Source organism: Herbaspirillum sp. NPDC087042 (assembly GCF_044745245.1).
GTDB lineage: Bacteria > Pseudomonadota > Gammaproteobacteria > Burkholderiales > Burkholderiaceae_D > Herbaspirillum.
The window spans coordinates 152,853-171,998 of record NZ_JBIUZW010000007.1; the positions used below are offsets into that span (position 1 = coordinate 152,853).

18 protein-coding genes are annotated in these 19,146 nt (G+C 66.2%); 10 read left to right on the forward strand and 8 right to left on the reverse strand.

The annotated features are described in order from the left end of the window. Nucleotides 1-213: 213 nt before the first annotated feature. The 3 genes from ACIPHN_RS11810 (at nt 214) to ACIPHN_RS11820 (ending at nt 5,412) form a co-directional block, all read left to right on the forward strand. Nucleotides 214-1,533, forward strand: a complete 1,320-nt coding sequence (locus ACIPHN_RS11810) for an MFS transporter (RefSeq protein WP_400436302.1) — start codon at nt 214-216, stop codon at nt 1,531-1,533. 133 nt (nt 1,534-1,666) lie between these two features. Next, nucleotides 1,667-2,914, forward strand: a complete 1,248-nt coding sequence (locus ACIPHN_RS11815; protein WP_400436303.1) for a DUF3142 domain-containing protein — start codon at nt 1,667-1,669, stop codon at nt 2,912-2,914. Continuing rightward, nucleotides 2,914-5,412: a hypothetical protein gene (locus ACIPHN_RS11820; protein WP_400436304.1), complete on the forward strand. Its 2,499-nt coding sequence runs from the start codon at nt 2,914-2,916 to the stop codon at nt 5,410-5,412. The genes ACIPHN_RS11815 and ACIPHN_RS11820 overlap by 1 nt, the downstream gene beginning before the upstream one ends. A 70-nt stretch (nt 5,413-5,482) precedes the next feature. On the opposite strand, the gene ACIPHN_RS11825 is transcribed toward ACIPHN_RS11820, so the two are convergent. The 5 genes from ACIPHN_RS11825 to ACIPHN_RS11845 all read right to left on the reverse strand — a co-directional run bounded on the left by ACIPHN_RS11825 (nt 5,483) and on the right by ACIPHN_RS11845 (nt 10,058). Next, nucleotides 5,483-5,842 carry a PleD family two-component system response regulator gene (locus ACIPHN_RS11825; RefSeq protein ID WP_400436306.1) on the reverse strand — a complete coding sequence of 120 codons (360 nt, stop codon included), beginning with the start codon at nt 5,840-5,842 and terminating at the stop codon, nt 5,483-5,485. Between the two features lie 114 nt (nt 5,843-5,956). Continuing rightward, a complete protein-coding gene (locus ACIPHN_RS11830; RefSeq protein ID WP_400436308.1) occupies nt 5,957-7,111 on the reverse strand; it encodes a c-type cytochrome in 1,155 nt (384 codons plus the stop codon). Next, nucleotides 7,111-7,929, reverse strand: a complete 819-nt coding sequence (locus ACIPHN_RS11835; RefSeq protein WP_400436309.1) for an ABC transporter ATP-binding protein — start codon at nt 7,927-7,929, stop codon at nt 7,111-7,113. The genes ACIPHN_RS11830 and ACIPHN_RS11835 overlap by 1 nt, the downstream gene beginning before the upstream one ends. Continuing rightward, nucleotides 7,923-8,957 carry an ABC transporter permease gene (locus ACIPHN_RS11840; RefSeq protein WP_400436311.1) on the reverse strand — a complete coding sequence of 345 codons (1,035 nt, stop codon included), beginning with the start codon at nt 8,955-8,957 and terminating at the stop codon, nt 7,923-7,925. Before ACIPHN_RS11840 ends, ACIPHN_RS11835 begins: the two co-directional genes overlap by 7 nt. Before the next feature lie 48 nt (nt 8,958-9,005). After that, on the reverse strand, nt 9,006-10,058 hold the full coding sequence (locus ACIPHN_RS11845; protein WP_400436312.1) for an ABC transporter substrate-binding protein: 1,053 nt from the start codon (nt 10,056-10,058) through the stop codon (nt 9,006-9,008). Between the two features lie 253 nt (nt 10,059-10,311). On the opposite strand from ACIPHN_RS11845, the gene ACIPHN_RS11850 reads away from it, so the two are divergent. From ACIPHN_RS11850 to ACIPHN_RS11880, 7 genes are all read left to right on the forward strand, one after another. Further along, nucleotides 10,312-10,881, forward strand: coding sequence for an OsmC family protein (locus ACIPHN_RS11850; protein WP_400436314.1), 570 nt, complete (start codon nt 10,312-10,314; stop codon nt 10,879-10,881). Nucleotides 10,882-10,964: 83 nt separating this feature from the next. Beyond that, nucleotides 10,965-11,591, forward strand: coding sequence for a cysteine dioxygenase (locus tag ACIPHN_RS11855; protein WP_400436316.1), 627 nt, complete (start codon nt 10,965-10,967; stop codon nt 11,589-11,591). Next, complete coding sequence (locus tag ACIPHN_RS11860) at nt 11,588-13,207, forward strand: rhodanese homology domain-containing protein (RefSeq protein ID WP_400436318.1); 1,620 nt, start codon at nt 11,588-11,590, stop codon at nt 13,205-13,207. Before ACIPHN_RS11855 ends, ACIPHN_RS11860 begins: the two co-directional genes overlap by 4 nt. Nucleotides 13,208-13,359: 152 nt before the next feature. Further along, nucleotides 13,360-14,583: a SpoIIE family protein phosphatase gene (locus ACIPHN_RS11865; protein WP_400436320.1), complete on the forward strand. Its 1,224-nt coding sequence runs from the start codon at nt 13,360-13,362 to the stop codon at nt 14,581-14,583. Further along, a complete protein-coding gene (locus tag ACIPHN_RS11870) occupies nt 14,580-15,143 on the forward strand; it encodes a SiaB family protein kinase (RefSeq protein ID WP_400436322.1) in 564 nt (187 codons plus the stop codon). Before ACIPHN_RS11865 ends, ACIPHN_RS11870 begins: the two co-directional genes overlap by 4 nt. 43 nt (nt 15,144-15,186) lie before the next feature. Further along, nucleotides 15,187-15,576: a DUF1987 domain-containing protein gene (locus ACIPHN_RS11875; RefSeq protein ID WP_400436324.1), complete on the forward strand. Its 390-nt coding sequence runs from the start codon at nt 15,187-15,189 to the stop codon at nt 15,574-15,576. Beyond that, the gene (locus ACIPHN_RS11880; RefSeq protein WP_400436326.1) at nt 15,576-16,298 is read left to right on the forward strand and encodes a GGDEF domain-containing protein; all 723 of its coding nucleotides are present in this window, start codon (nt 15,576-15,578) and stop codon (nt 16,296-16,298) included. Before ACIPHN_RS11875 ends, ACIPHN_RS11880 begins: the two co-directional genes overlap by 1 nt. A 21-nt stretch (nt 16,299-16,319) precedes the next feature. Here ACIPHN_RS11880 and ACIPHN_RS11885 read toward each other — a convergent pair whose 3' ends face one another. The 3 genes from ACIPHN_RS11885 to iolE all read right to left on the reverse strand — a co-directional run bounded on the left by ACIPHN_RS11885 (nt 16,320) and on the right by iolE (nt 19,105). Continuing rightward, the gene (locus ACIPHN_RS11885; protein ID WP_400436328.1) at nt 16,320-16,937 is read right to left on the reverse strand and encodes a response regulator transcription factor; all 618 of its coding nucleotides are present in this window, start codon (nt 16,935-16,937) and stop codon (nt 16,320-16,322) included. Between the two features lie 456 nt (nt 16,938-17,393). After that, entirely contained in the window at nt 17,394-18,188 is a 795-nt protein-coding gene (iolB, locus tag ACIPHN_RS11890) for a 5-deoxy-glucuronate isomerase (protein WP_400436330.1), read from the reverse strand. After that, on the reverse strand, nt 18,185-19,105 hold the full coding sequence (gene iolE, locus ACIPHN_RS11895; protein WP_400436332.1) for a myo-inosose-2 dehydratase: 921 nt from the start codon (nt 19,103-19,105) through the stop codon (nt 18,185-18,187). The genes iolB and iolE overlap by 4 nt, the downstream gene beginning before the upstream one ends. Between the last annotated feature and the right edge of the window lie 41 nt (nt 19,106-19,146).

Consider the following 19,146-nt stretch of genomic DNA (forward strand, 5'->3'; position numbering starts at 1 on the left):
TGCCGCTTTCGGTTATCATTAAGGCAGTTTCGACGCTAAATCGTATATCCCTGCCTTACGTTTTCCGCTGAATCTGTCCTGCGCAGACATGCCGTCTGCGACCACCCGACCGAAAAGATGAAGCAGGCCTTGCGGCCCGCTGCGCCATGGTCTTGCCTCTTGTGCAAGTGCTGGCGCGGGGGCCGATGCCGGCTTTGCCGTTAGTGAACCAACATGACCACCTCCGCTGATTTTACCGGGGCTTTGAACGAGTCCCAGCACCGACCACTCACTTCGTCCGACTACAAGACCCTGGCCCTGTCGGCCCTGGGCGGCACGCTGGAGTTCTACGACTTCGTCATCTACGTGTTCTTCGCCGCCGTGGTGGGCAAGCTATTCTTCCCGGCCGACATGCCCGAATGGCTGCGCATGCTGCAGACCTTCGGCATCTTCGCCGCCGGCTACCTGGCGCGTCCGGTGGGTGGCATCATCATCGCCCACTATGGCGACGTGATCGGCCGCAAGCGCATGTTCACGCTGTCGATTTTCCTGATGGCCGTGCCGACCCTGGTGATCGGTCTCTTGCCGACCTATGCCAGCATCGGCGTGGCCGCGCCCATCCTGCTGTTGTTGATGCGCACCCTGCAGGGTGCGGCCATCGGTGGCGAGATGCCGGGTGCCTGGGTGTTCGTGGCCGAGCACGTGCCGGCCAACCGCTACAGCTTCGGCGTCGGTTCGCTCACGGCTGGCATCACCGGCGGCATCCTGCTGGGTTCGCTCATGGGCATCTTCATCAACAGCGTCTTCGATCCGGCCGAGGTGGCGGGTTACGCCTGGCGCATTCCCTTCATCCTGGGCGGCGTGTTCGGCCTGGTGTCGGTGTACCTGCGCCGCTACCTGGAAGAGACGCCGGTGTTCCGCGAGCTGGCTGCGCGCCGCAAGCAATCCAATGAATTGCCCCTGAAGACGGTCCTGCGCGAACACCGCGCCGCCAGCGTGCTGACCGCCGGCATGACCTGGTGCCTGTCGGGCGCGGTGGTGGTGGTGATCCTGATGACGCCGTCCTACCTGCAGACCGTGCATCACCTGCCGGCCAAGCTGGTCATGCAGGCCAACTGCGCCGGCACCCTGATGCTGACCATCGGCTGCCTGGCCATCGGCTGGCTGTGCGATCGCATCGGCACCCGTGCCAGCATGATCATCGGCTGGGGCGGCCTGGGCCTGTCCAGCTTCTGGTTCTACGGCCATCTGCCCGGTTCGCCCGAGTCGCTGGTGTGGGGCTATGCGCTGGTGGGCCTGTTCGTGGGCAGCATCTCGCTCACGCCCATCGTCTCCACCCGCGCCTTCCCGCCGCCGGTGCGTTTCACCGGCCTGTCCTTCGCCTACAACATGGCCTATGCCATCTTCGGCGGCCTCACCCCGGTGCTGATCTCGCTGTGGATCAAGGCTGACCCGCAAGGCCCGGCGCACTATGTGATCGGCCTGTCCATCCTGGGCGTGCTGATGGCCTTCGTGCCGATGAGCAGCAAGGGCTACCAGGCCAGCAAGGCCTGATCCAGGCTACTCCAGACACAGGGCCCGGTGACCGCAAGGTACCGGGCCCTGTGTCTTTCCGGGAGGGCTCGCGTACAATGCCGGCGACCGGCCCTGTGCCACGGACTTTTTCGCCGCCCTCACGACGTCGTCCATGCCATTCTCCCTGCCATCTTCCTGTCGCTTCGTGCTTCCCCTGGTGTTGTTGGCGACCTTGCTGCTGGCCGCCTGCTCGCGCAGGCCGGCGCCGCCCCGGGTATTGGCGCAGGACGTCTATGTCTGGCAGCGCCAGTGGACGCCGGCCCTGCGCGCCGCGCTGTCCACCTCCAACCCCCAGGTGACCCGCTGGCATGTGCTGGCCGCCGAGCTGGGGGCGTCCGGACGCTGGATCGATATCGGCCCCGATGCCGCGTCACTCGCCGCCACCGGCAAGCCGCTCCTGATGACGGTACGCATCAACGGCCAACTGGCGCGCTTTGACGGCGCCGCCATCGAAGCACACCTGCTGGCCCTGCTCGATGCCTGGCGTGCGCAAGGCCTGTCACCGGCGGCGCTGGAAATCGACTATGACTGCGCCACCGCGCGCCTGCCGGAATACACCGCCTTCCTGCTCCGCCTCAAGACACGCATCGCGCCGCTGGCCCTGGCGGTGACGGCCTTGCCGACCTGGCTGGACAGCCCCCGCCTGGACGCCTTGCTGGCCAGCGCAGATGAATCGGTGCTGCAGGTGCATGCCGTGCTCGACCCGCGCCAGGGCCTGTTCGACCCCGTGCGCGCGCGTGAGTGGATGGTGCGCTATGCGGGGCGCACCGCGCACCCCTGGCATGTGGCCTTGCCCGCCTATGGATCGCGGGTGGTGTGGGACGACCAGGGCCGCATCGCCGCCGTCGAAAGCGAGCGCGCCTTGCTCGCCGGGGGCAGCGGCCGCGAACTGATGGCACAGCCGCAGGTGCTGGCGCGTTTCGTCTCGGCGCTGACAAGCTCCCCCGAACCCGGCCTGGCTGGCATCACCTGGTTCCGCCTGCCCACCGGCGACGACCGCCGCGCCTGGAGCCTGGCGACCTGGATGGCGGTGCTGGAGCGGCGGCCGCCGAAACCCGAACTGGCGGCGCGCATGGTGGCCAGTGCCACCGGGCCGCTGCATGAGATCCGCCTCGACAACACCGGTGACGCCGACGCACCACTGCCGCTGCGCATCAGCATCAATGCGCGCGGCGACGCCGGGAACGCCTGCGCCGCCGATGGCATCAATGGCTATGCGCTGGAACACGACCGCCGCGGAAGCTACCTGCGCCTGACCCAGGCAGGCTTGCTGCGCGCCGGTGCCAGCCGGGAAATCGGCTGGTTGCGCTGCGCCGATGGCATCCTGCCCCACGACACCGTTTTACAGATCGGATCCTGATGAACCCTTTTGGCAAGACCACCCGCATCGCCTGGAGCCTGGGCGGCTTCATTGTCATCGGCGCAGCCACGGTAGTGGCTTGCGGCCCGGATTTCCCCCTGCAATTGCTGGATGACCGCGTCGGTACCCTGCACAACACCCCGGCCAATTCCTTTGCCTGGGAAGCCGCCCACCTGGTGAGCGTGAGCGATACCCTGCGCGCCGACGAAGGCAGCGGCTACGATGCCGCAGCCGGCCGCGAGAACGATCCGCGTGCGCTGCCCATGCGCGAGAAGGGCCGGCTGGATGAGGCCGGCGTCGCGGTCCTCAAGGCCATGCGCGCGCAGTCCGACGGCGACGCCGCCTATGCCACCGGGGCGGCCTTGCCAGCGGCCATCCGCCTCTATACCGCGGCCGCTCAGGATTACCGCGCCGCCTTCGGCGAGCAGGGCGAGGCGACTTCGCCGGCACTGCTGGCACGGGCGCAGAAACGTTTCGAGGCGGTGCTGGCGTTGCCGGCGCCGCAGGGCGTTGACCGCTCGGTGTGGGCGGCCTACATGCTGGGACGCCTCTCTGCCGTGCAGGGCGATCGCAAGAAGGCCGATGCCGCCTTCCGGCAGGCCCGCCAGCTGGCGCAGACAGGCGCTGCCGATCCGCTGGGTCTGGCCGTGGACAGCTACGGCGAGCAGGCGCGCCTGTATCTCACGGGGGAGGGGGGAAGCTGCAGCTGGTCCGATTTCAACGAGGGTCGCGACTGCGCCGACAGCATCCCGCCGGCGGACCTCAAACAGGCCATCCACCTCTACGCCGAACAGGCCGCACGCGGCTCGGCCGGCGCGCTGTCGTCGCTGCAGGCCATCGCCGGATGGAGCCTGTCGCGCGATGACACCAGTGCCGCCCTCATCGACGATGCGGTGGCGCAGAAGCTGCTGGTGGCCTACGCACTGGCACGGGTGGGCGACGTGGCGGACGGACCGCAATCTGGCGGCAGCGACTACGATCCCTACGCCTCCACCAGCGGTTCGTCCGGCTATGGGGATGCCGCACGTGGGCATGGCCTCAAGCCCAATGCAGTGCTGGTCAATCTGGTGACGGCCCTGCAGCGGCGCGGACTGGAACACATCGACGGCATCGATCGCGTGGCCGCGCTGGCCTATCGCACCGGGCGCTACGACCTGGCCGAGATACTGGCGGCCCGTCAGGAGTCGGCGCTGGCCTGCTGGGTGCGCGCCAAGCTGGCGCTGCGCCGTGGCGACAACGAGGCGGCGGTACAGGCCTATGCCCGCGCCATCCAGGCTTTCCCGCGCAACGACGCCAGCCTGGAACCGGGCAATGCGGACCTGCTGCAGGGCGAACAGGGCGTGCTCACGCTCTCGCGCGGACAATACGTGGAAGCGCTGGCGCAGTTCCATCGTGCGGCCAGCCAGAGCGCATCGAGAAGCGCCGGTGAGGGCTACTATGTCGGCGCCTTCGGCGACTACTACAACGACCTGGCCTACGTGGCCGAACGGGTGCTGACGGCGGACGAGCTGAAGACCTATGTCGATGCGCATGCACCGGCTTCGCCGATGCCTGGCGAGGCGGCGGTCTCCAAGGCGATGCAGGAGCCGAAGTACGCCCATTATTCGCGCCCGCTGGTGGCGCAGACACTGGCCCCTGCAACGCTGGAGGACAAGCTGCGTGTGTTGCTGGCGCGTCGCCTGGTACGTGATGGGCGGGTGGAGGAGGCGCTGGCCTACTTCCCCGATGAGCGCGACGAGCGTTTCGTGGAGAGTGTCTACGACGACAACGGCCAGCCCGCACCGGTCACCTGGCGTGTGCGCGCCAAGGCGCGCGAATACGGTCAGGCGCTGGAACGTGGCCAGCATGCCTGGCGTGCCGACAGCCGCGCCCGGGGCTGGTATGAGGCCGCCCTGATCGCCCGTCGTCAGGGCATGGAAATCATGGGCTACGAGCAGGGCCCGGACTTCGCTACCTATGGCGGCGGCTATCCGGGTGGCGCCGGTCGCGCCGGCTTCTGGGGCGGGGAGGAAAACCGGCCGCGTCCGGAGACGCCGCAGGCGCGTGCCCAGGCCGACCTGCCAGGCCCGCTGGTGAGCGCAGGCGAGCGCCAGCGCTATGCCGCCAGCGAAGCGCGACCCTACAAGCGTTTCCACTATCGCGACATCGCCGCCGACTACGCGATGAAGGCCGCCGATGCCTTGCCGCCACGTTCGCAAGCCTTTGCCGCCGTGCTGTGCCAGGGTGTCAATTTCGTCTACTACGACCAGGAGCGCGCCAGCCAGCTCTATCGCCGTTACATCAAGGAAGGGGCGGCCGTGCCTTTCTCGGAAGACTTCGGCCAGAACTGCGTGGAGCCTGATTTTGCGGCGGCGGCACGCTTCCCGTATGTGCAGGCGTGGCGTCAGGGCCGCCACTGGGTGGCGCAGCATCGCGCCGCCAGTGCAGGCTTGCTGCTGGCGGTGGTACTGGCGGCGGGGTTTGGCGTTGCGCGCTGGCGTCGTCGCAAGCCCGTGTGAGCTTGCGCGGCGATGAATGAGAAAAGGCGGACCGAGGTCCGCCTTTTTTTGTCATGGAGGTATCGAGAGACTAGTTGACCAGCTCCCGCTTCAACTCCGAGATCAGGGCCGGATTGAGCGAGTCGCCGAATACGAAGGCTGGCCATTGGCCGCGCACCAGTGCCATCTCGCGCTCATCGCTGCACAGCAGGATCACCGGTACCCGGCTGAATCCTTCATGGGCTTTCAGGTAGTGCGCCAGTCGCAGGCCGCTCATGTCGTCCATGGACAATTGCGCCACGACCAGATCGGGGCGGCCATGGGTCATGGTGGCAATGGCGTCGTTGCCACTGCCTACGGTCTGGATGTCGATGTCGTTGATGACTAGCCATTCGGTCAGGGCGCGGCTGACATCGGAACGGGAAGCGGCAATCAGGGCGGTCTTGGTCATGGTATCTGCTCGGACGATGGTGAATCGGCAAGCAAATGATGCCTCTGCACCCAGCACGAGGGTATCGGGGTTTTCCTGATGAGATACGACAGCTGTGCAGCGACCGCCCGGGTCTCAATGCACGAAGCCGCCCTTGATGAAGCGCACCGGCTCTTCGTCCATGGCTGCGATCAACTGGTCCAGGCCGCTGCCGCCCACCTGTGCCACCTGCGCCACCGGGCTGCCCGAGGCCAGCGGCGAGCGGCACAGCATGTCCTGTTGCGACCATTGTCCGCTGCTGTTGCGCGCGCGCAGCCAGCCATCGCGATCGGCCAGCAGCTCGGTGCCGGCCAGCCGCTCTTCGGGGACGCCAGTGAGAATGGCGATGGCACGCAGGGCGGTGGCTTCATGACTGGCGCAGGCGATGGCGCCGACCGCGCCGCTGGCCTGGCCGCCCAGCAGCACCGATTGCAGGCGCGGGTCTTCGCTCGGCAAGGGGGCGGTCCCGCCGATGACCAGGCGGATGCGTTGTCCCTGCCACTGGTCCAGTCGCGTGACGGTCGACGCCCGGCAATCCAGGGCCATGTCGGGCAAGGCCACCGGACGCGGCCAGCTGCCGGTATCGGTGACGCCTACGCCGGCGGCATTGGCCTTGAGATAGTCGAGGAGCGCCCAGCGATCGGCCGGGCTGGTGCTGGCCTCGAAGGCAGGCATGCCACCCTTACCGTGGCGCAGGCTCCAGTAGAGGTCGCCATCGAAGCGTCGCCACAGCAGGCCGCTGGAAAGATTGGGCGGCGCCACCTCCAGTGACAGGCCCAGCGGCGTGTTGCCACGGCCATCGGCGCCATGGCAGGCGATGCATTGCTGGCGATAGAGCTGCTCGCCGCGCACGATGCCGGCCGCCGAGAAGCGCTCGGGAGAGGTGTGGAAGCTGGTGGGCGTGGCCGCCGTGGTGAGCAGTGCCTGGTCCGGCCAGGGGGCCAACAGCACCAGGGCCACGGCCAGCCCCAGCAGCAGCCAGCGGCGGCGCCGCCAGGCGACGGCCAGTGCCAGCAGCAGCAAGGCCGCCACCAGGCAGCCCAGTGCGCTGACCAGGGCGCGCACGACATTGTGGTCGATCAGCAGCACCTCGCCGGACAGGCGCAGCGCAAACGGCCAGGCCGGCTGGCCGTCGATGTCCCGGGCCAGGTGCAGCCAGGACAACAGTCGCAGCAAGCCCAGCTGCGCCCCCTGCATGGCCTGCAGCATCAGGTTGATGCAGGCCTCCCAATCGAACTGCGGGATGGACATCACCAGCTGCCATCCAGCCCCAGGTGACGCAGCGCCTCGTGCCGCAATTGCGCCAGCAGCGGATCGCCACGGTGACGCGGATAAGGCAGGTCGACCCTGATCTCGGCGCGGATGGCCGCCGGCCGCTGACCGAACACGATCACCCGCTGCGCCAGGAAGAGCGCTTCTTCGACATCGTGGGTCACCAGCAGGGCCGAGAACTGGCGTCGCTGCCACAGGGCCACCAGCTCGCTTTGCATGGACAGGCGGGTGAGCGAGTCCAGCTTGCCCAGCGGCTCGTCCAGCACCAGCAGTTGCGGATCGTTGACCAGTGCACGCGCCAGCGCCACGCGCTGGGCCATGCCGCCGGAGAGCTGGTGCGGGAAGGCGTCGGCGAATTCATCCAGTCCCACCAGGGCCAGCGCATCGTCGACGCGATGACGCTGCTGCTTCAACAGGCCGCGCGCCTGCAGCCCCAGGGCGACGTTGTCCCAGACGGTGCGCCAGGGATAGAGCGTCGGATCCTGGAACACCACGATGCGCGAGGGATCGGGGCGGGTAATGGCTTGGCCGTCCTGGGTGATATGACCAGCGGTGGCCGGCTCCAGCCCGGCCACCAGGCGCAGCAGGGTGGACTTGCCGCAACCGCTGGGGCCGAGCAGGGCGACGAATTCACCCGGTGCCACGGTGAGCGAGATATCGTCCAGCACCTGCAGTACGCCCTGGCCACCCTTGCGCTCGAACCAGTGGCTGACCTGCCGGATGTCGATGTGGGCGCCGTTGGCGTTGCCCGTGGCGGCATCGGTGGTGATGTCCGGGGAGTGGGTAGCGCTTACCATTTGACGGTTCCCTTCTGCCACGACAGTGCGTGGTCACGTACCTTGAACAAGAGCGTGATCAATCCCGAGCACAGGATGGCCATGACGATCAGCGCCGCATACATGTTGCTGTAGGCGGCCCAGCCCTGCGACCATTGCAGGTACCAGCCCAGGCCGGCCTTGACGCCCATCATCTCGGCCGTGACCAGCACCGTGAAGGCCGCGCCCAGGGCCATGAACAGGCCCACGAACACCTGCGGCAGCGCCGCCGGGATGGCCACCCGCAACACCAGGAAACGCTCGGAAGCGCCCAGCGTGCGCGCCACGTCGTAGTAACTCTTGTTGACCGCGGCCACGCCCGACCAGGTCAGCACCGCCACCGGGAAGAAGCTGGCCAGCGCGATCAGGAACACCGCTGCGGCATAGCTGGACGGCGCGAAGAAGAAGGCCAGCGGCAGCAGGGCCGAGGCCGGCACCGGTCCCAGGAAACGCAGAATCGGATGGATCCAGTAACCGGCGATGCGCGACCAGCCTATCCATACGCCGACTACGAAACCGACCGCCGCGCCGCTGGCAAATCCATGCGCCAGCAGTCGCAGCGAATGCGCCGTGGACAAGCCCAGGCGCGACCAGTCCTCGCCATAGACTTCGATGAGGCTTTGCGGTGGCGCGAAGAAGGGCGAGGGCAGTACGCCGAGCTTGGCGGTGAGGACTTCCCACAGCGCCAGCAGCAGCGGCAGCGCCACCAGCCACTGTCCGGCCGGACGCAGCAGGCGCACGACGCGTCCGGTGAAGGTGCCGCCCACGGCCAGCAGCGCCAGCAATGCCGCCACGCCCAGCCCGAAGTAGCCGAACTCGTCGGTATAGGCCCAGTCGGAGAAGCCCACCTCCTTGTTCGGCCACCTGAGCACCAGCACGCCCAGTGCCAGCCAGGTGGTCGCGGCAAGCAGGCCGCCAAGCCACAGCGTGGCGGGTTTGCCGGTACGCTGCGCGGCCGGTAGTGGGGGAGATACCGCCTGCCGCGGCAGGCTCTCGATGGTAGTGGTCATGTCATGCTCCCTTCAGGTAGAGGCGCAAAGGTGGGAATGCGGCCCTGCTCAGGCCAGCACGTCTACCGTGACGTGGTTGGCGAAGCGCACCGGGTCGGTACTCTTCTTGAGCACGCCGGCGGTGTGGAAGTCGCGGGCAAAGTATTCGACCTCGTCGCGCAGCACGCTGCCGGTGGGGTGGTTGTGATAGGTGAGGTTGGTCAGCAGGGCGCGTAGGTCTTCGACCGGGATCTTGGGCGAGTACTTGGCATAGAGCTTGGCGGCCTCGTTGGGATTCTCGGCCACGAATTCGGAGGCCTGGATGATGGAGCGCACCACGGCCGCTGCTGCTGGCTTGTTGTTGCGTACGAACTCGCCACGCGCACCGGTGATGCAGCAGATCTTGTCCTTGTATTCGCCGGTGGCATTGTTGCCGATCTCGGCGAAGACGCCCTGGTTGCGCTTCTCGATCAGGTAGAGGTTGGGGTCGCCGTCGGCGATGGCTTGCACCTCGCCCTTCTTGACGGCCACGTCCAGCAGGTCGGCCGGGTAGACGCGCCATTGCACGTCCTTCTCGATATCCACGCCGCGCTTGGCCAGGTGGATGCCAAAGAAATTCTTGGCCGGGCTGTTGATGTCGGAGACGCCGATGACCTTGCCCTTGAGCTGTTTCCAGTCGGAGACGCCGGCTTCCTTCACGCCCAGCATGCGCAGGCAGCCGCCATGGGCCGAGCCGACCACCTTGACGTCGAAGCCCGATTCCAGCGGCTTGAGCCAGCGGTGGATCAGGCCCACGCCGACATCGGCCTTGCCGGTCGCCAGTGCCTCCAGCAACTGGTCGGTGGAGCCGCCCCAGTTGAGCAGCTCGACCTGCAGGCCGTTCTTTTCGAAGAAGCCCTTTTCCTGCGCCACCACCACCGGGGAGAGGCAGAACGCCACCGCGCTCCAGGCGAAGGTGACCTTCTGCGGGCTGCCGGCCGACCAGGCGTTGCCCGCCGTCAGGGCGCCTCCAATACCGGCAACGGCGGCGGCACCGCCGGCGCGCAGGATGTCGCGGCGCGACCAGGAGGAAGATGCTGTGTGCAACGAGCCGGGCTCGGGCAGGAGGAGGTCTTTTTTCATATCGTCATGGCTCCAGGGTGGATGGGAGGGCGGCGCCGCGCGGGGATGAATGCCATCGTGGTGACCGCAAGATCGGCACTATGCGCCCGTCACGCGGGCGATCCAACGAACAAGTTCGCAGTAGGATATGCGGCGCAAAAATTCTATCGATATGCGGATTGCTTCCTTGTCGCCGTGCCGGTGAGGGCGGGAAACTTGCGGACCACACCAGCCTCCGGTGCTGCCGCCGGATGGACCACACAAGGAAGACGCCATGACCACCCTGAACCATTACCTCAGTGAAAAACGCAGCGCCGTCCTGGCGCGTGAAGCCCGCATCGACGCCGGCGAGGCCGGCCCCAATGCACTGGCCGCACGCGTCTCGGCCGAGGGCCGCAGCGGCGTGCGCCGCATCCGCATCCGCGACCACCAGGTCATCAGCGACAGCCCGCCGGATTTCGCCGGCTACAACCTCGGCCCCAGTTCGCCCGAATTGCAGCTGGGGGTGCTGGGCTCGTGTGTGACGCATATCTTCCTGATCCAGGCGGCGCATCGCCAGGTCCCCATCGACTCGCTGGAGGTGGAAGTGAGCGGTCGCATCGATCCACGCGGCGGCCGGCCCGGCCATGAAGACACCCCCTTCTGGCCGCACGACATCGGCTACGTCGTCCATCTCGATTCACCTGCCTCGGACGAACAGGTAAAAGCCTTGTTCGAGGCCGTGGAAGCGACTTGCCCCATCCTCAACCTGCTGAAGAACCCGCAGCAGATCCGTGCCGAATTGCGTCATCGTCAGACTGATACGGCCGCGCACAGCCAGGGTGCAGAAAACCACATCGCCTGAGCACAGCAGGCCGCGCCGGATTTTGCTTTATAGTCTTGGTCTGAGCCGGCGCAGACCGGTCATCCCCTACAGACGAGACAGCCATGCCCCATCCGCACCCATCCGGCAAGCAACTCTGGCGCTTGCGCGATTTCATCACCGGCTTTGCCGCGCTGCTGGAGCAGCGGCCTGACGAACCGGCCATCCTGGCTGACGGCGGCGCCTTGCTGCGCCAGCTGGTGGCGCACGACGACTGGCTGCCCGACGAGTATGCGCAGCCTCATCCCGAGCGTTACCAGCAATTCCTCCTGCATGCTGATTCGGCGCAGCGCTTCTCGGTGGTCAGCTTCGTCTGGGGACCGGGGCAGCGCACGCCCATCCATGACCATACGGTGTGGGGCCTGATCGGCGTGCTGCGCGGCGCCGAGCAGGCCCAATCCTTTGCCTGGCAGCAGGAGCGCCTGCAGCCCGTGGGCCAGCTCGATCTGCTGCAGGCGGGGCAGGTCGAGGCGGTCTCGCCCAACAGCCATACCCTGCATGACGTACACCAGGTCAGCAATGTCTTTGCCGACCGTGTCTCGATCAGCATCCACGTCTATGGCGCCAATATCGGCGCGGTGCGGCGCTCGGTCTACCATCCCGACGGCCGGCGCGTGCCGTTCATTTCCGGTTATTCCAATTCCACCTTGCCCAATCTCTGGGACCTTTCCCTGGAGCAGAAGTCCTCATGAGCCTCGAACAGAATCCTTCCACTGTCTCCTCCATTCCTACCGTCACCTACGCCGAAGTGCGCGCCGCGCTGCTGGCGCGCCAGGAGATCGCCCTGCTGGATGTGCGCGAGGAAGCGCCACACGCCCTGGCCCATCCGCTGTTCGCCGCCAATTTTCCGTATTCGCACCTGGAGCTGAACGCCTACAACCGCCTGCCGCGCCGCGACGTGCGCATCGTCACGCTCGATGATGGCGAGGGCCTGGCGGTGCGCGCCGCCCTGCGCCTGCGCGCACTGGGTTATACCCATGTGGGCGTGCTGGCCGGTGGCGTGCGTGGCTGGCGCGAGGCCGGGGGCGAACTGTTCCAGGACGTCAATGTACCCAGCAAGTCCTTCGGCGAACTGGTCGAGGCCAGGCGGCATACGCCCTCTCTGTCGGCTCAGGAGGTCCAGGCGTTGCTGGAGAGCGATGCCGATGTGGTGGTGGTCGATGCGCGTCGTTTCGATGAATACCAGAACATGAACATCCCCGGCTCCATCAGCGTGCCCGGCGCCGAGCTGGTGCTGCGCCTGCCGGCCATTGCCCCCGATCCGCGCACGCAGGTGATCGTCAACTGCGCCGGCCGCACGCGCAGCATCATCGGCACGCAATCGCTGGTCAACGCCGGCATCGCCAATCCGGTGCATGCACTGCGCAACGGCACCATCGGCTGGACGCTGGCCGGGCAGACGCTGGAACACGGCCAGCAGCGCCGCTTCCCCGAGCAGATCGATGCCGGTCAGCAGCAGCAGGCGCGTCGCCAGGCGCGCGACGTGGCTGACCGCGCCGGCGTCAAACGCATCGCCCTGGCGCACCTGGCCGGGCTGGAACAGCCGGATCGTACGCTCTACCGCTTCGATGTGCGCACCCCCGAGCAATACCGGGCCGGGCACCTGCCGGGCTTCCTCAGCGCCCCGGGCGGCCAGCTGGTGCAGGAGACCGAGATGAATGCCCCGGTGCGCGGGGCGCGCATCGTGCTGGTCGATGACGAGGGCGTGCGGGCCGACATGACGGCCTCCTGGCTGGCGCAGATGGCCTGGGAGGTCTATGTGGTCGATGGCGCCACGACGGCTGACTTCAGCGTCAGCGGCGAGAGCCCGCGCGCGACCCCGGTGGCGGCCGTCACGCCGCAGCAACGCATCAGCCCCCAGCAGCTCAAGACCTGGATCGATGCCGACAACGGCACCGTGGTGATCGACGTGGCCCTGAGCGCCCGCTATGTGGCTGGCCACATCCCCGGCGCCTGGTTCGTGCTGCGTTCGGATATCGCCACCGTGGCGCGCCGCTTCCCGGCGGCATCGCGTTTCGTGCTCAGTTGCGGCAGCGCGCTGCTGGCGCAGTTTGCCGTGCCCGACCTGCAGGCGCTGGTGACCCAGCCGGTGTACCTGCTCGATGGCGGTAATGCCGCATGGCAACAGGTCGGCCTGCCGCTGGAGAGCGGCGAACAGCATCTGCTGTCGCCGCGCATTGACCGCTATCGCCGTCCCTACGAGGGGACCGACAACGCCGCCGAGGCCATGCAGGCCTACCTGGACTGGGAATTCGGCCTGGTGGAGCAGCTGGGGCGGGATGGTACGCATGGCTTTTTCGTGATCTGAAACGCAGGGGACAGGGCCGCCGCCGTCGCTTCTGAGCGACGGTCACATTCTTGTCACAGGAATGAAATATGATCCGCGATTAATCAAAAATCACGACGCGGGCATGCACGGTGGAGAGTCATTTCAGTCTGACCCCGGCAATGGGGAGCACCATGTTCCAACCGACAGCGGGGGCGCTGGCGGTAACGGTACCGGTTGTCCAGTTCGACCAGAACAATGCGGCGGTGCTGGAGATCTTCGGCCAGCACAAGGAGCTGGTGAGCCTGCCGGTGGTGGAGCGGCAGCGCCCGATCGGGCTGATCAGCCGGCATATCTTCATGTCGCAGATGTCCAAGCCCTATCATCGCGAACTCTATGAACGCAAGACCTGCATCGCGTTCATGGACAAGGATCCCCTGATCGTCGAAGCCCACACCCCCATCGAGACCCTGGGCGCGCTGGCCGTGGCCTCGGGCGACAAGACGCTGGCCGATGGCTTCCTGATCGTCGAGCATGGCCAGTTGCTGGGCCTGGGCTCTGGCCTGGCCCTCATGCGCGGCCTGGTGGACCAGCAGGTCGAGAAGAACCGCCAGGTCATGCAGAGCATCGACTACGCCAGCGTGATCCAGCGCGCCATGCTGAGCAACTCGCGCGCGGCCATGACGCAGGCGCTGCCCGATGCCTGCCTGGTCTGGGAACCACGCGACGTGGTCGGTGGCGACTTCTATCATTTCGAACAGCATCCGGGCGGCTGGTTTGCCGCCGTGGCCGATTGCACCGGTCATGGCGTGCCGGGCGCCTTCCTGACCCTGATCGCCTCGTCCTCGCTGAAGCAGGCGCTGGAGCTGCACGGTCCGCACGACCCGGCGCGCCTGATGCAGGACGTCAACCGCAGCATGAAGCGGGTGCTGGGCCAGCATGGCACCTCCGACAAGCCCTCCGAATCGGATGACGGCATGGATGCCTGCTTCTTCTGGTTCGACACCGCCACCCGCACCCTCACCAGTGCCAGCGCCAAGCTGCCGCTGTTCGTGGTGGACAAGGATGCCACCGAGGTCTTGACGGTAGAGGGCAAGCGCGTCGGCCTGGGGTATGTGGATACACCCGAGGACATGCAATGGGACAACCACAGCATGCGCCTGGCGCCGGGCGCCATCGTCTTTGTCTGCACCGATGGCGTGATCGACCAGATCGGCGGACCCAAGCATATCGCCTTCGGCAAGCAGCGCCTGCGCCGCACGCTGCAGGAGCACGCGCAGCTGCCCATGCCGGAACTGGGCCGCACGGTGATGAACATCCACCATCACTACCAGGGCACGCAGCGGCGGCGCGATGACATCAGTTTCTTCGGCGTCCGCCTGGGCGCCCCCAACAGTCACAACGGAACACAGGCATGAACGGTATCCAGCAGGAATGGGCAGAGCTCCACAGTTATGTCGCGCGACGCGATATCGTTTTCTATTACGTCGGCTATTTTTCGCAGACCATCATCGCCGCCATGGCCGAGGCCGTGAAGCTGCGCGCCGAGCATACCGGCGCGGTGGCCCAGACGCGGCGCAAGCTGTTCTCGTCCTTCATCGAGATGGCGCAGAACATCGTCCACTATTCGGCCGACCTGCATGAGAAGGAAGGCCGTATCACCGAGCCGCCGATGCGCCACGGCGCGGTCTTCATCACCCAGACCGAGGGGCATTACTACCTGCATTGCGCCAATCCGGTGGATGCCGAGATGGCCGGCAAGCTGCGTACCAAGCTGGAACACCTGCGTTCGCTGACCAATGAAGAGATCAAGTCCGCCTACAAGGAAATGCTGCGCGCCGAGACACCGGCCGACAGCAAGGGGGCTGGCCTGGGTTTCCTGACGGTGGCGCGCGATGCCAGTGCGCCGCTGGATTTCGAATTTTCTTCTCCCGAGGCGGACGGCGCACAGACCTTCTACCTGAGGGCCACCATCTGAGGCAGCCTTCACCACAGGCTTGCCGGTATCCGGACACCACAACATGGACAATTTATTCATCGCCGCCAGCGCCAGCTCTCCCGAAGTCGACTTTCGCTTCGACGAGCGCCGGCTTTCGCTGAAGGGCGAATCCTATCCCGAGAACGCGGCGCAATTCTGGGGCGAGATCATCGCCACGCTGCGCCGCTTCCTGGCCGAGGACGATGCGGGGACGGCCATCACCGTCAACGTCGCGCTGGCTTACTTCAACAGCTCCAGCACCAAGATGTTGTTCTCGCTCTTCGATACCTTGAACGAGAAGGCCGAGTCGGGCACCGAAGTGGTGCTCAACTGGTACCACGACGAAGAGGATGACACCATCTTCGAATTCGGCCAGGAACTGCAGGAAGACTTTTCCGCACTGGTCTTCCACGATCACGCGGTACAAAGCTGATGGACGAGGTCGATCTCTTCGAGGCCGAGGCGCAGGCGCTGCAGCGGGCCAACGACGTGCTGGCCAGCGCGCAGCCTGACCCGGCCAGCTACCGCTGTGCACTGGAAGAACTGGTGCAGCACTATGGCCAGCTGATGCGCCAGAGCCGCCGCCTGATCTCGCGCAGCGATCGCACCGAGCGCGAGCTGAACCTGTTGAATGCGCGTCTGACGCAACTCAGCGACGAGCTCGACTACAAGGCCCGGCACGACAATCTCACCGGGGCGCTCAATCGTGGTGCCGTCTTCGAACGTGCCCACCAGGTGCTGGAAAAGTCGCCGATGTCGCTGATCGTGCTGGACATCGACTTCTTCAAGCGCATCAACGATGAATTCGGCCATCCGGCAGGGGACGCCGTGATCCGCGAACTGGTCAGCCGCCTGCGTACCGCTCTGGGCGGGATGGGCGTGATCGGTCGGGTCGGCGGTGAGGAATTCACCATTCTCCTGCCAGGCTGGGAGCTGGAACAGGCCGTGGTGCTGGCGGGCAGGATACGCCAGGCCATCGCGGGCGAGCGCTTCCAGTGCCTGCCGGCGCGGCCGGTGACGTCCAGCTTCGGCGTGGCCTGGGCCGCCGCCGGTGGCGACTTCGAAGAAACCTATGCCCGCGCCGACCAGGCGCTGTACCAGGCCAAGCGGGGCGGACGTAATCGGGTCGAGTCCGAGGCCACCGTCACCGGCTGACGGCGACCCGGCACTCCCCCCTCAATAGCGCGTCATCGCCGCCACCAGCGCGGCCAGCGACGCGGCTTGCATCTTGCGCATGACCTGCTGGCGATGCGCCTTCACGGTACGTTCCGAGGTGCCCAGTTCGGCGGCAATCTGCTTGTTCAGGCGACCCTTGACCAGGCCCTCCAGTACCTCGCGTTCGCGCCGGGTCAGGGTTTTCAGGCGCGCATGATGTTGCTGGCGCTGCTGCTGCTGCGGGCCGGATTCGTCGAAGGGCATCAGTGCGCCGCGGAAGGCAGCGATCAGCTGCGCCCTCACCATGGCCTGTTGCGATCCACCGATCCCGGTGGCGGCCATCATGCCGGCGCTGCCGCCGAGCATCTCCGTACCCTCCGTACCGTCTTCGTTGATGACGATGAGCGGCATCCCCGTCTGTCTTTCACCCAGCAGCGAGCGCAGCTGCGGGGCATTCATGCTTTGCATGTGCAGCTCCAGCACCAGTCCGCGTGGTGCGGCCTCGGTATCGGTCTGCAGGAACTGGTCGGCCGAGGCATGGTGGGCGACCTGGAAGCCGGCTGCCTCCAGGAATCTGACCAGGGGGGCGGCGTGGCTGTCGTCACCACCGACGAGATGGGCGAGATGTGCAGTCGTCATGTTTTTCTTCCTTGGCAGACGCGGGGGATCGAAGAGGGGCTAAGGGACTTCGCCGGCACGGCCTGCAAGAAGAGGCGTGCGGGAAGAAAAAACACAGTGTCACTGCGTGTTTGTCATTCGTCGATGGATTGGAAATTTAAGTCTACGAACTTAGAAACTCTTCTAGTTTTGGTTCAAAAAATTTCTAGAAACGAGCGGCTGCGCATTGCGGGCCAGGCATGCAGTCAGCCTGGCCATGGGCAAGCCGGTTTGGGGAATTACGGGTGAGTGCTTGTTGTCGTTGATGCAGGCGAGGTGGCAACCCGACTGGGTGTGGCAGGAACGCCCCCGGAGAGGCTCCGGCGGCGCTGTCAGCATGATGATGCCGCCACAGCCCGATAGACGGGCTCTGGGGACGATTGCGTGGGGAAGGGACAGGCGAGCGGCCTCGCAAAGCGGGCCGCCCGAGATGGCGTGCTAGCGCTGGAGCATCCATTCATGCGCGGGATCATTCCTGAAATGCCAGCTGCGGGTCGGTCCTGCCATCACATTGAGGTAATAGCTCTGGTAACCATGCGGTACCACGACCGGGTGATAACCGCGCGGTACCATCACCACGTCGTGATTTTCCACTGCCATCGATTCATCCAGCGAGCGGTCATCCACGTAGACCCGCTGGAAGGCGAAACCCTGTTCCGGATCGAGCCGGTGGTAGTAGGTCTCTTCCAGGAAGCTTTCCTGCGGCAGGTTGTCGGTGTCATGCTTGTGCGGCGGATAGCTGGAAGAATGCCCGCCGGGCGTCCGTACCTCGACCACCAGCAGGTGATCGGCTGCGGCGCTCTGGGGCAGGATATCGCTGACGTAACGGGTATTGCTTCCCTGGCCGCGCACGGATTGCGCCACATGCGCTGGCGCGATCAGGCGGGGCGGCAATTCGCCATGGCCGGGCGCGCTGCACAGCGCCACTTCGCTCGCGCTATCGGCCGTGATCGACAGGCTCTGGTGATACGGGATATAGACCGAGAAGGCCGGTTTGTCGTCGAACACGCCAAGTCGCCCGCCGATCTCGCGCCACTGGTATGCCCCGACCTGCACGCTGACCACGCCCCCCAGGATCACCAGGCAGTATTCGCGTTCACCGGTCTGCAGTGCCATGGTCTCGCCGCGCGCCAGGCGATGGGCGCTGAAGCCGACATAGCGCCAGCCGGCTGATTGCGGCGTGACCTGGACGATGTCGCGGCCGGTGCGGCTGGATTTGACGAGCAGGCTCATGCGGCCTCCTGCAGCGTATCGTTCTCGATGGCCGCCACCAGATCACGCAGATGGCGATAGCCCATGTCGGCGTAGCGATAGCTGGGGGCGACGGCCGGGTCTTGTTCGGCTTCCACCACCAGCCAGCCGGCATAACCCTGCTGGTACAGCAGTTGCAACAACGCGCCGAAATCGATGGCGCCGTCGCCGGGGACCGTAAAGGCGCCATTGATGACCGCTTGCAGGAAGCTCCAGTCGCGGTTGCGCGCGAGCCTGACCACGGCCGGGCGCACATCCTTGCAATGCACGTGGCAGACACGCGCCAGATGGCGCTGCAATACCGCCAGCGGATCACCGCCGGCAAAGGCGATATGGCCGCTATCGAACAGCAGGCCCACTTCGGGACCGGTGAGGGCCATCAGCTTGTCCACATCGTCCGGGGTTTCCACATAGGCACCCATGTGGTGGTGATAGGCCAGCCGCACGCCGCGCGCCAGCAGATGGCGGGCGAACTGGTTCAGGCGTTCGGCGTATCCCTCCCAGGCGGCTTCGCTGGTAAAGCGCGGGCGCTGATACAGCGGTGCCGCCGCGCCCTGGATGGAACCGGCCACCTCGCCATAGACCATGACCCGGGCGCCGTTGGCCGCCAGCAGCTGGAGGTGCGCCTCCACGGCGGCGATTTCCTCTGCCACGCTGCGCGTGGCCAGCTGGCCGCTGTACCAGCCGGAGACGCATTCCAGCTGGTATTTGCCCAGCACGGCGCGCAAGGCATCGGGCTGGCGCGGGAACTTGTTGCCCAGTTCGAAGCCGCGATAGCCGATCTGCGCGCCCTCGGACAAGGCCTGTTCCAGCGGCGTTTCACCGCCCAGCGAGGGCAGGTCGTCGTTCATCCAGGAAATGGGATTGATGCCGATCTTGACGTTAAAGGGTTTGCCCACGATGTCCTCTTCTGTGGCTGATGTGCGTGAATGTTCGGGTC

Bases quoted from the DNA above. Each gene is read 5' to 3' on its own strand.
- ACIPHN_RS11840 (WP_400436311.1), bottom strand. From the start codon at position 8,957: ATGACCACTACCATCGAGAGCCTGCCGCGGCAGGCGGTATCTCCCCCA.
- ACIPHN_RS11870 (WP_400436322.1), top strand. From the start codon at position 14,580: ATGAACGGTATCCAGCAGGAATGGGCAGAGCTCCACAGTTATGTCGCG.
- iolB (WP_400436330.1), bottom strand. From the start codon at position 18,188: ATGAGCCTGCTCGTCAAATCCAGCCGCACCGGCCGCGACATCGTCCAG.
- ACIPHN_RS11865 (WP_400436320.1), top strand. From the start codon at position 13,360: ATGTTCCAACCGACAGCGGGGGCGCTGGCGGTAACGGTACCGGTTGTC.
- ACIPHN_RS11860 (WP_400436318.1), top strand. From the start codon at position 11,588: ATGAGCCTCGAACAGAATCCTTCCACTGTCTCCTCCATTCCTACCGTC.
- ACIPHN_RS11855 (WP_400436316.1), top strand. From the start codon at position 10,965: ATGCCCCATCCGCACCCATCCGGCAAGCAACTCTGGCGCTTGCGCGAT.
- ACIPHN_RS11820 (WP_400436304.1), top strand. From the start codon at position 2,914: ATGAACCCTTTTGGCAAGACCACCCGCATCGCCTGGAGCCTGGGCGGC.
- ACIPHN_RS11875 (WP_400436324.1), top strand. From the start codon at position 15,187: ATGGACAATTTATTCATCGCCGCCAGCGCCAGCTCTCCCGAAGTCGAC.
- ACIPHN_RS11885 (WP_400436328.1), bottom strand. From the start codon at position 16,937: ATGACGACTGCACATCTCGCCCATCTCGTCGGTGGTGACGACAGCCAC.
- ACIPHN_RS11845 (WP_400436312.1), bottom strand. From the start codon at position 10,058: ATGAAAAAAGACCTCCTCCTGCCCGAGCCCGGCTCGTTGCACACAGCA.
- ACIPHN_RS11810 (WP_400436302.1), top strand. From the start codon at position 214: ATGACCACCTCCGCTGATTTTACCGGGGCTTTGAACGAGTCCCAGCAC.
- ACIPHN_RS11835 (WP_400436309.1), bottom strand. From the start codon at position 7,929: ATGGTAAGCGCTACCCACTCCCCGGACATCACCACCGATGCCGCCACG.
- ACIPHN_RS11830 (WP_400436308.1), bottom strand. From the start codon at position 7,111: ATGTCCATCCCGCAGTTCGATTGGGAGGCCTGCATCAACCTGATGCTG.
- ACIPHN_RS11850 (WP_400436314.1), top strand. From the start codon at position 10,312: ATGACCACCCTGAACCATTACCTCAGTGAAAAACGCAGCGCCGTCCTG.
- ACIPHN_RS11880 (WP_400436326.1), top strand. From the start codon at position 15,576: ATGGACGAGGTCGATCTCTTCGAGGCCGAGGCGCAGGCGCTGCAGCGG.
- ACIPHN_RS11815 (WP_400436303.1), top strand. From the start codon at position 1,667: ATGCCATTCTCCCTGCCATCTTCCTGTCGCTTCGTGCTTCCCCTGGTG.
- ACIPHN_RS11825 (WP_400436306.1), bottom strand. From the start codon at position 5,842: ATGACCAAGACCGCCCTGATTGCCGCTTCCCGTTCCGATGTCAGCCGC.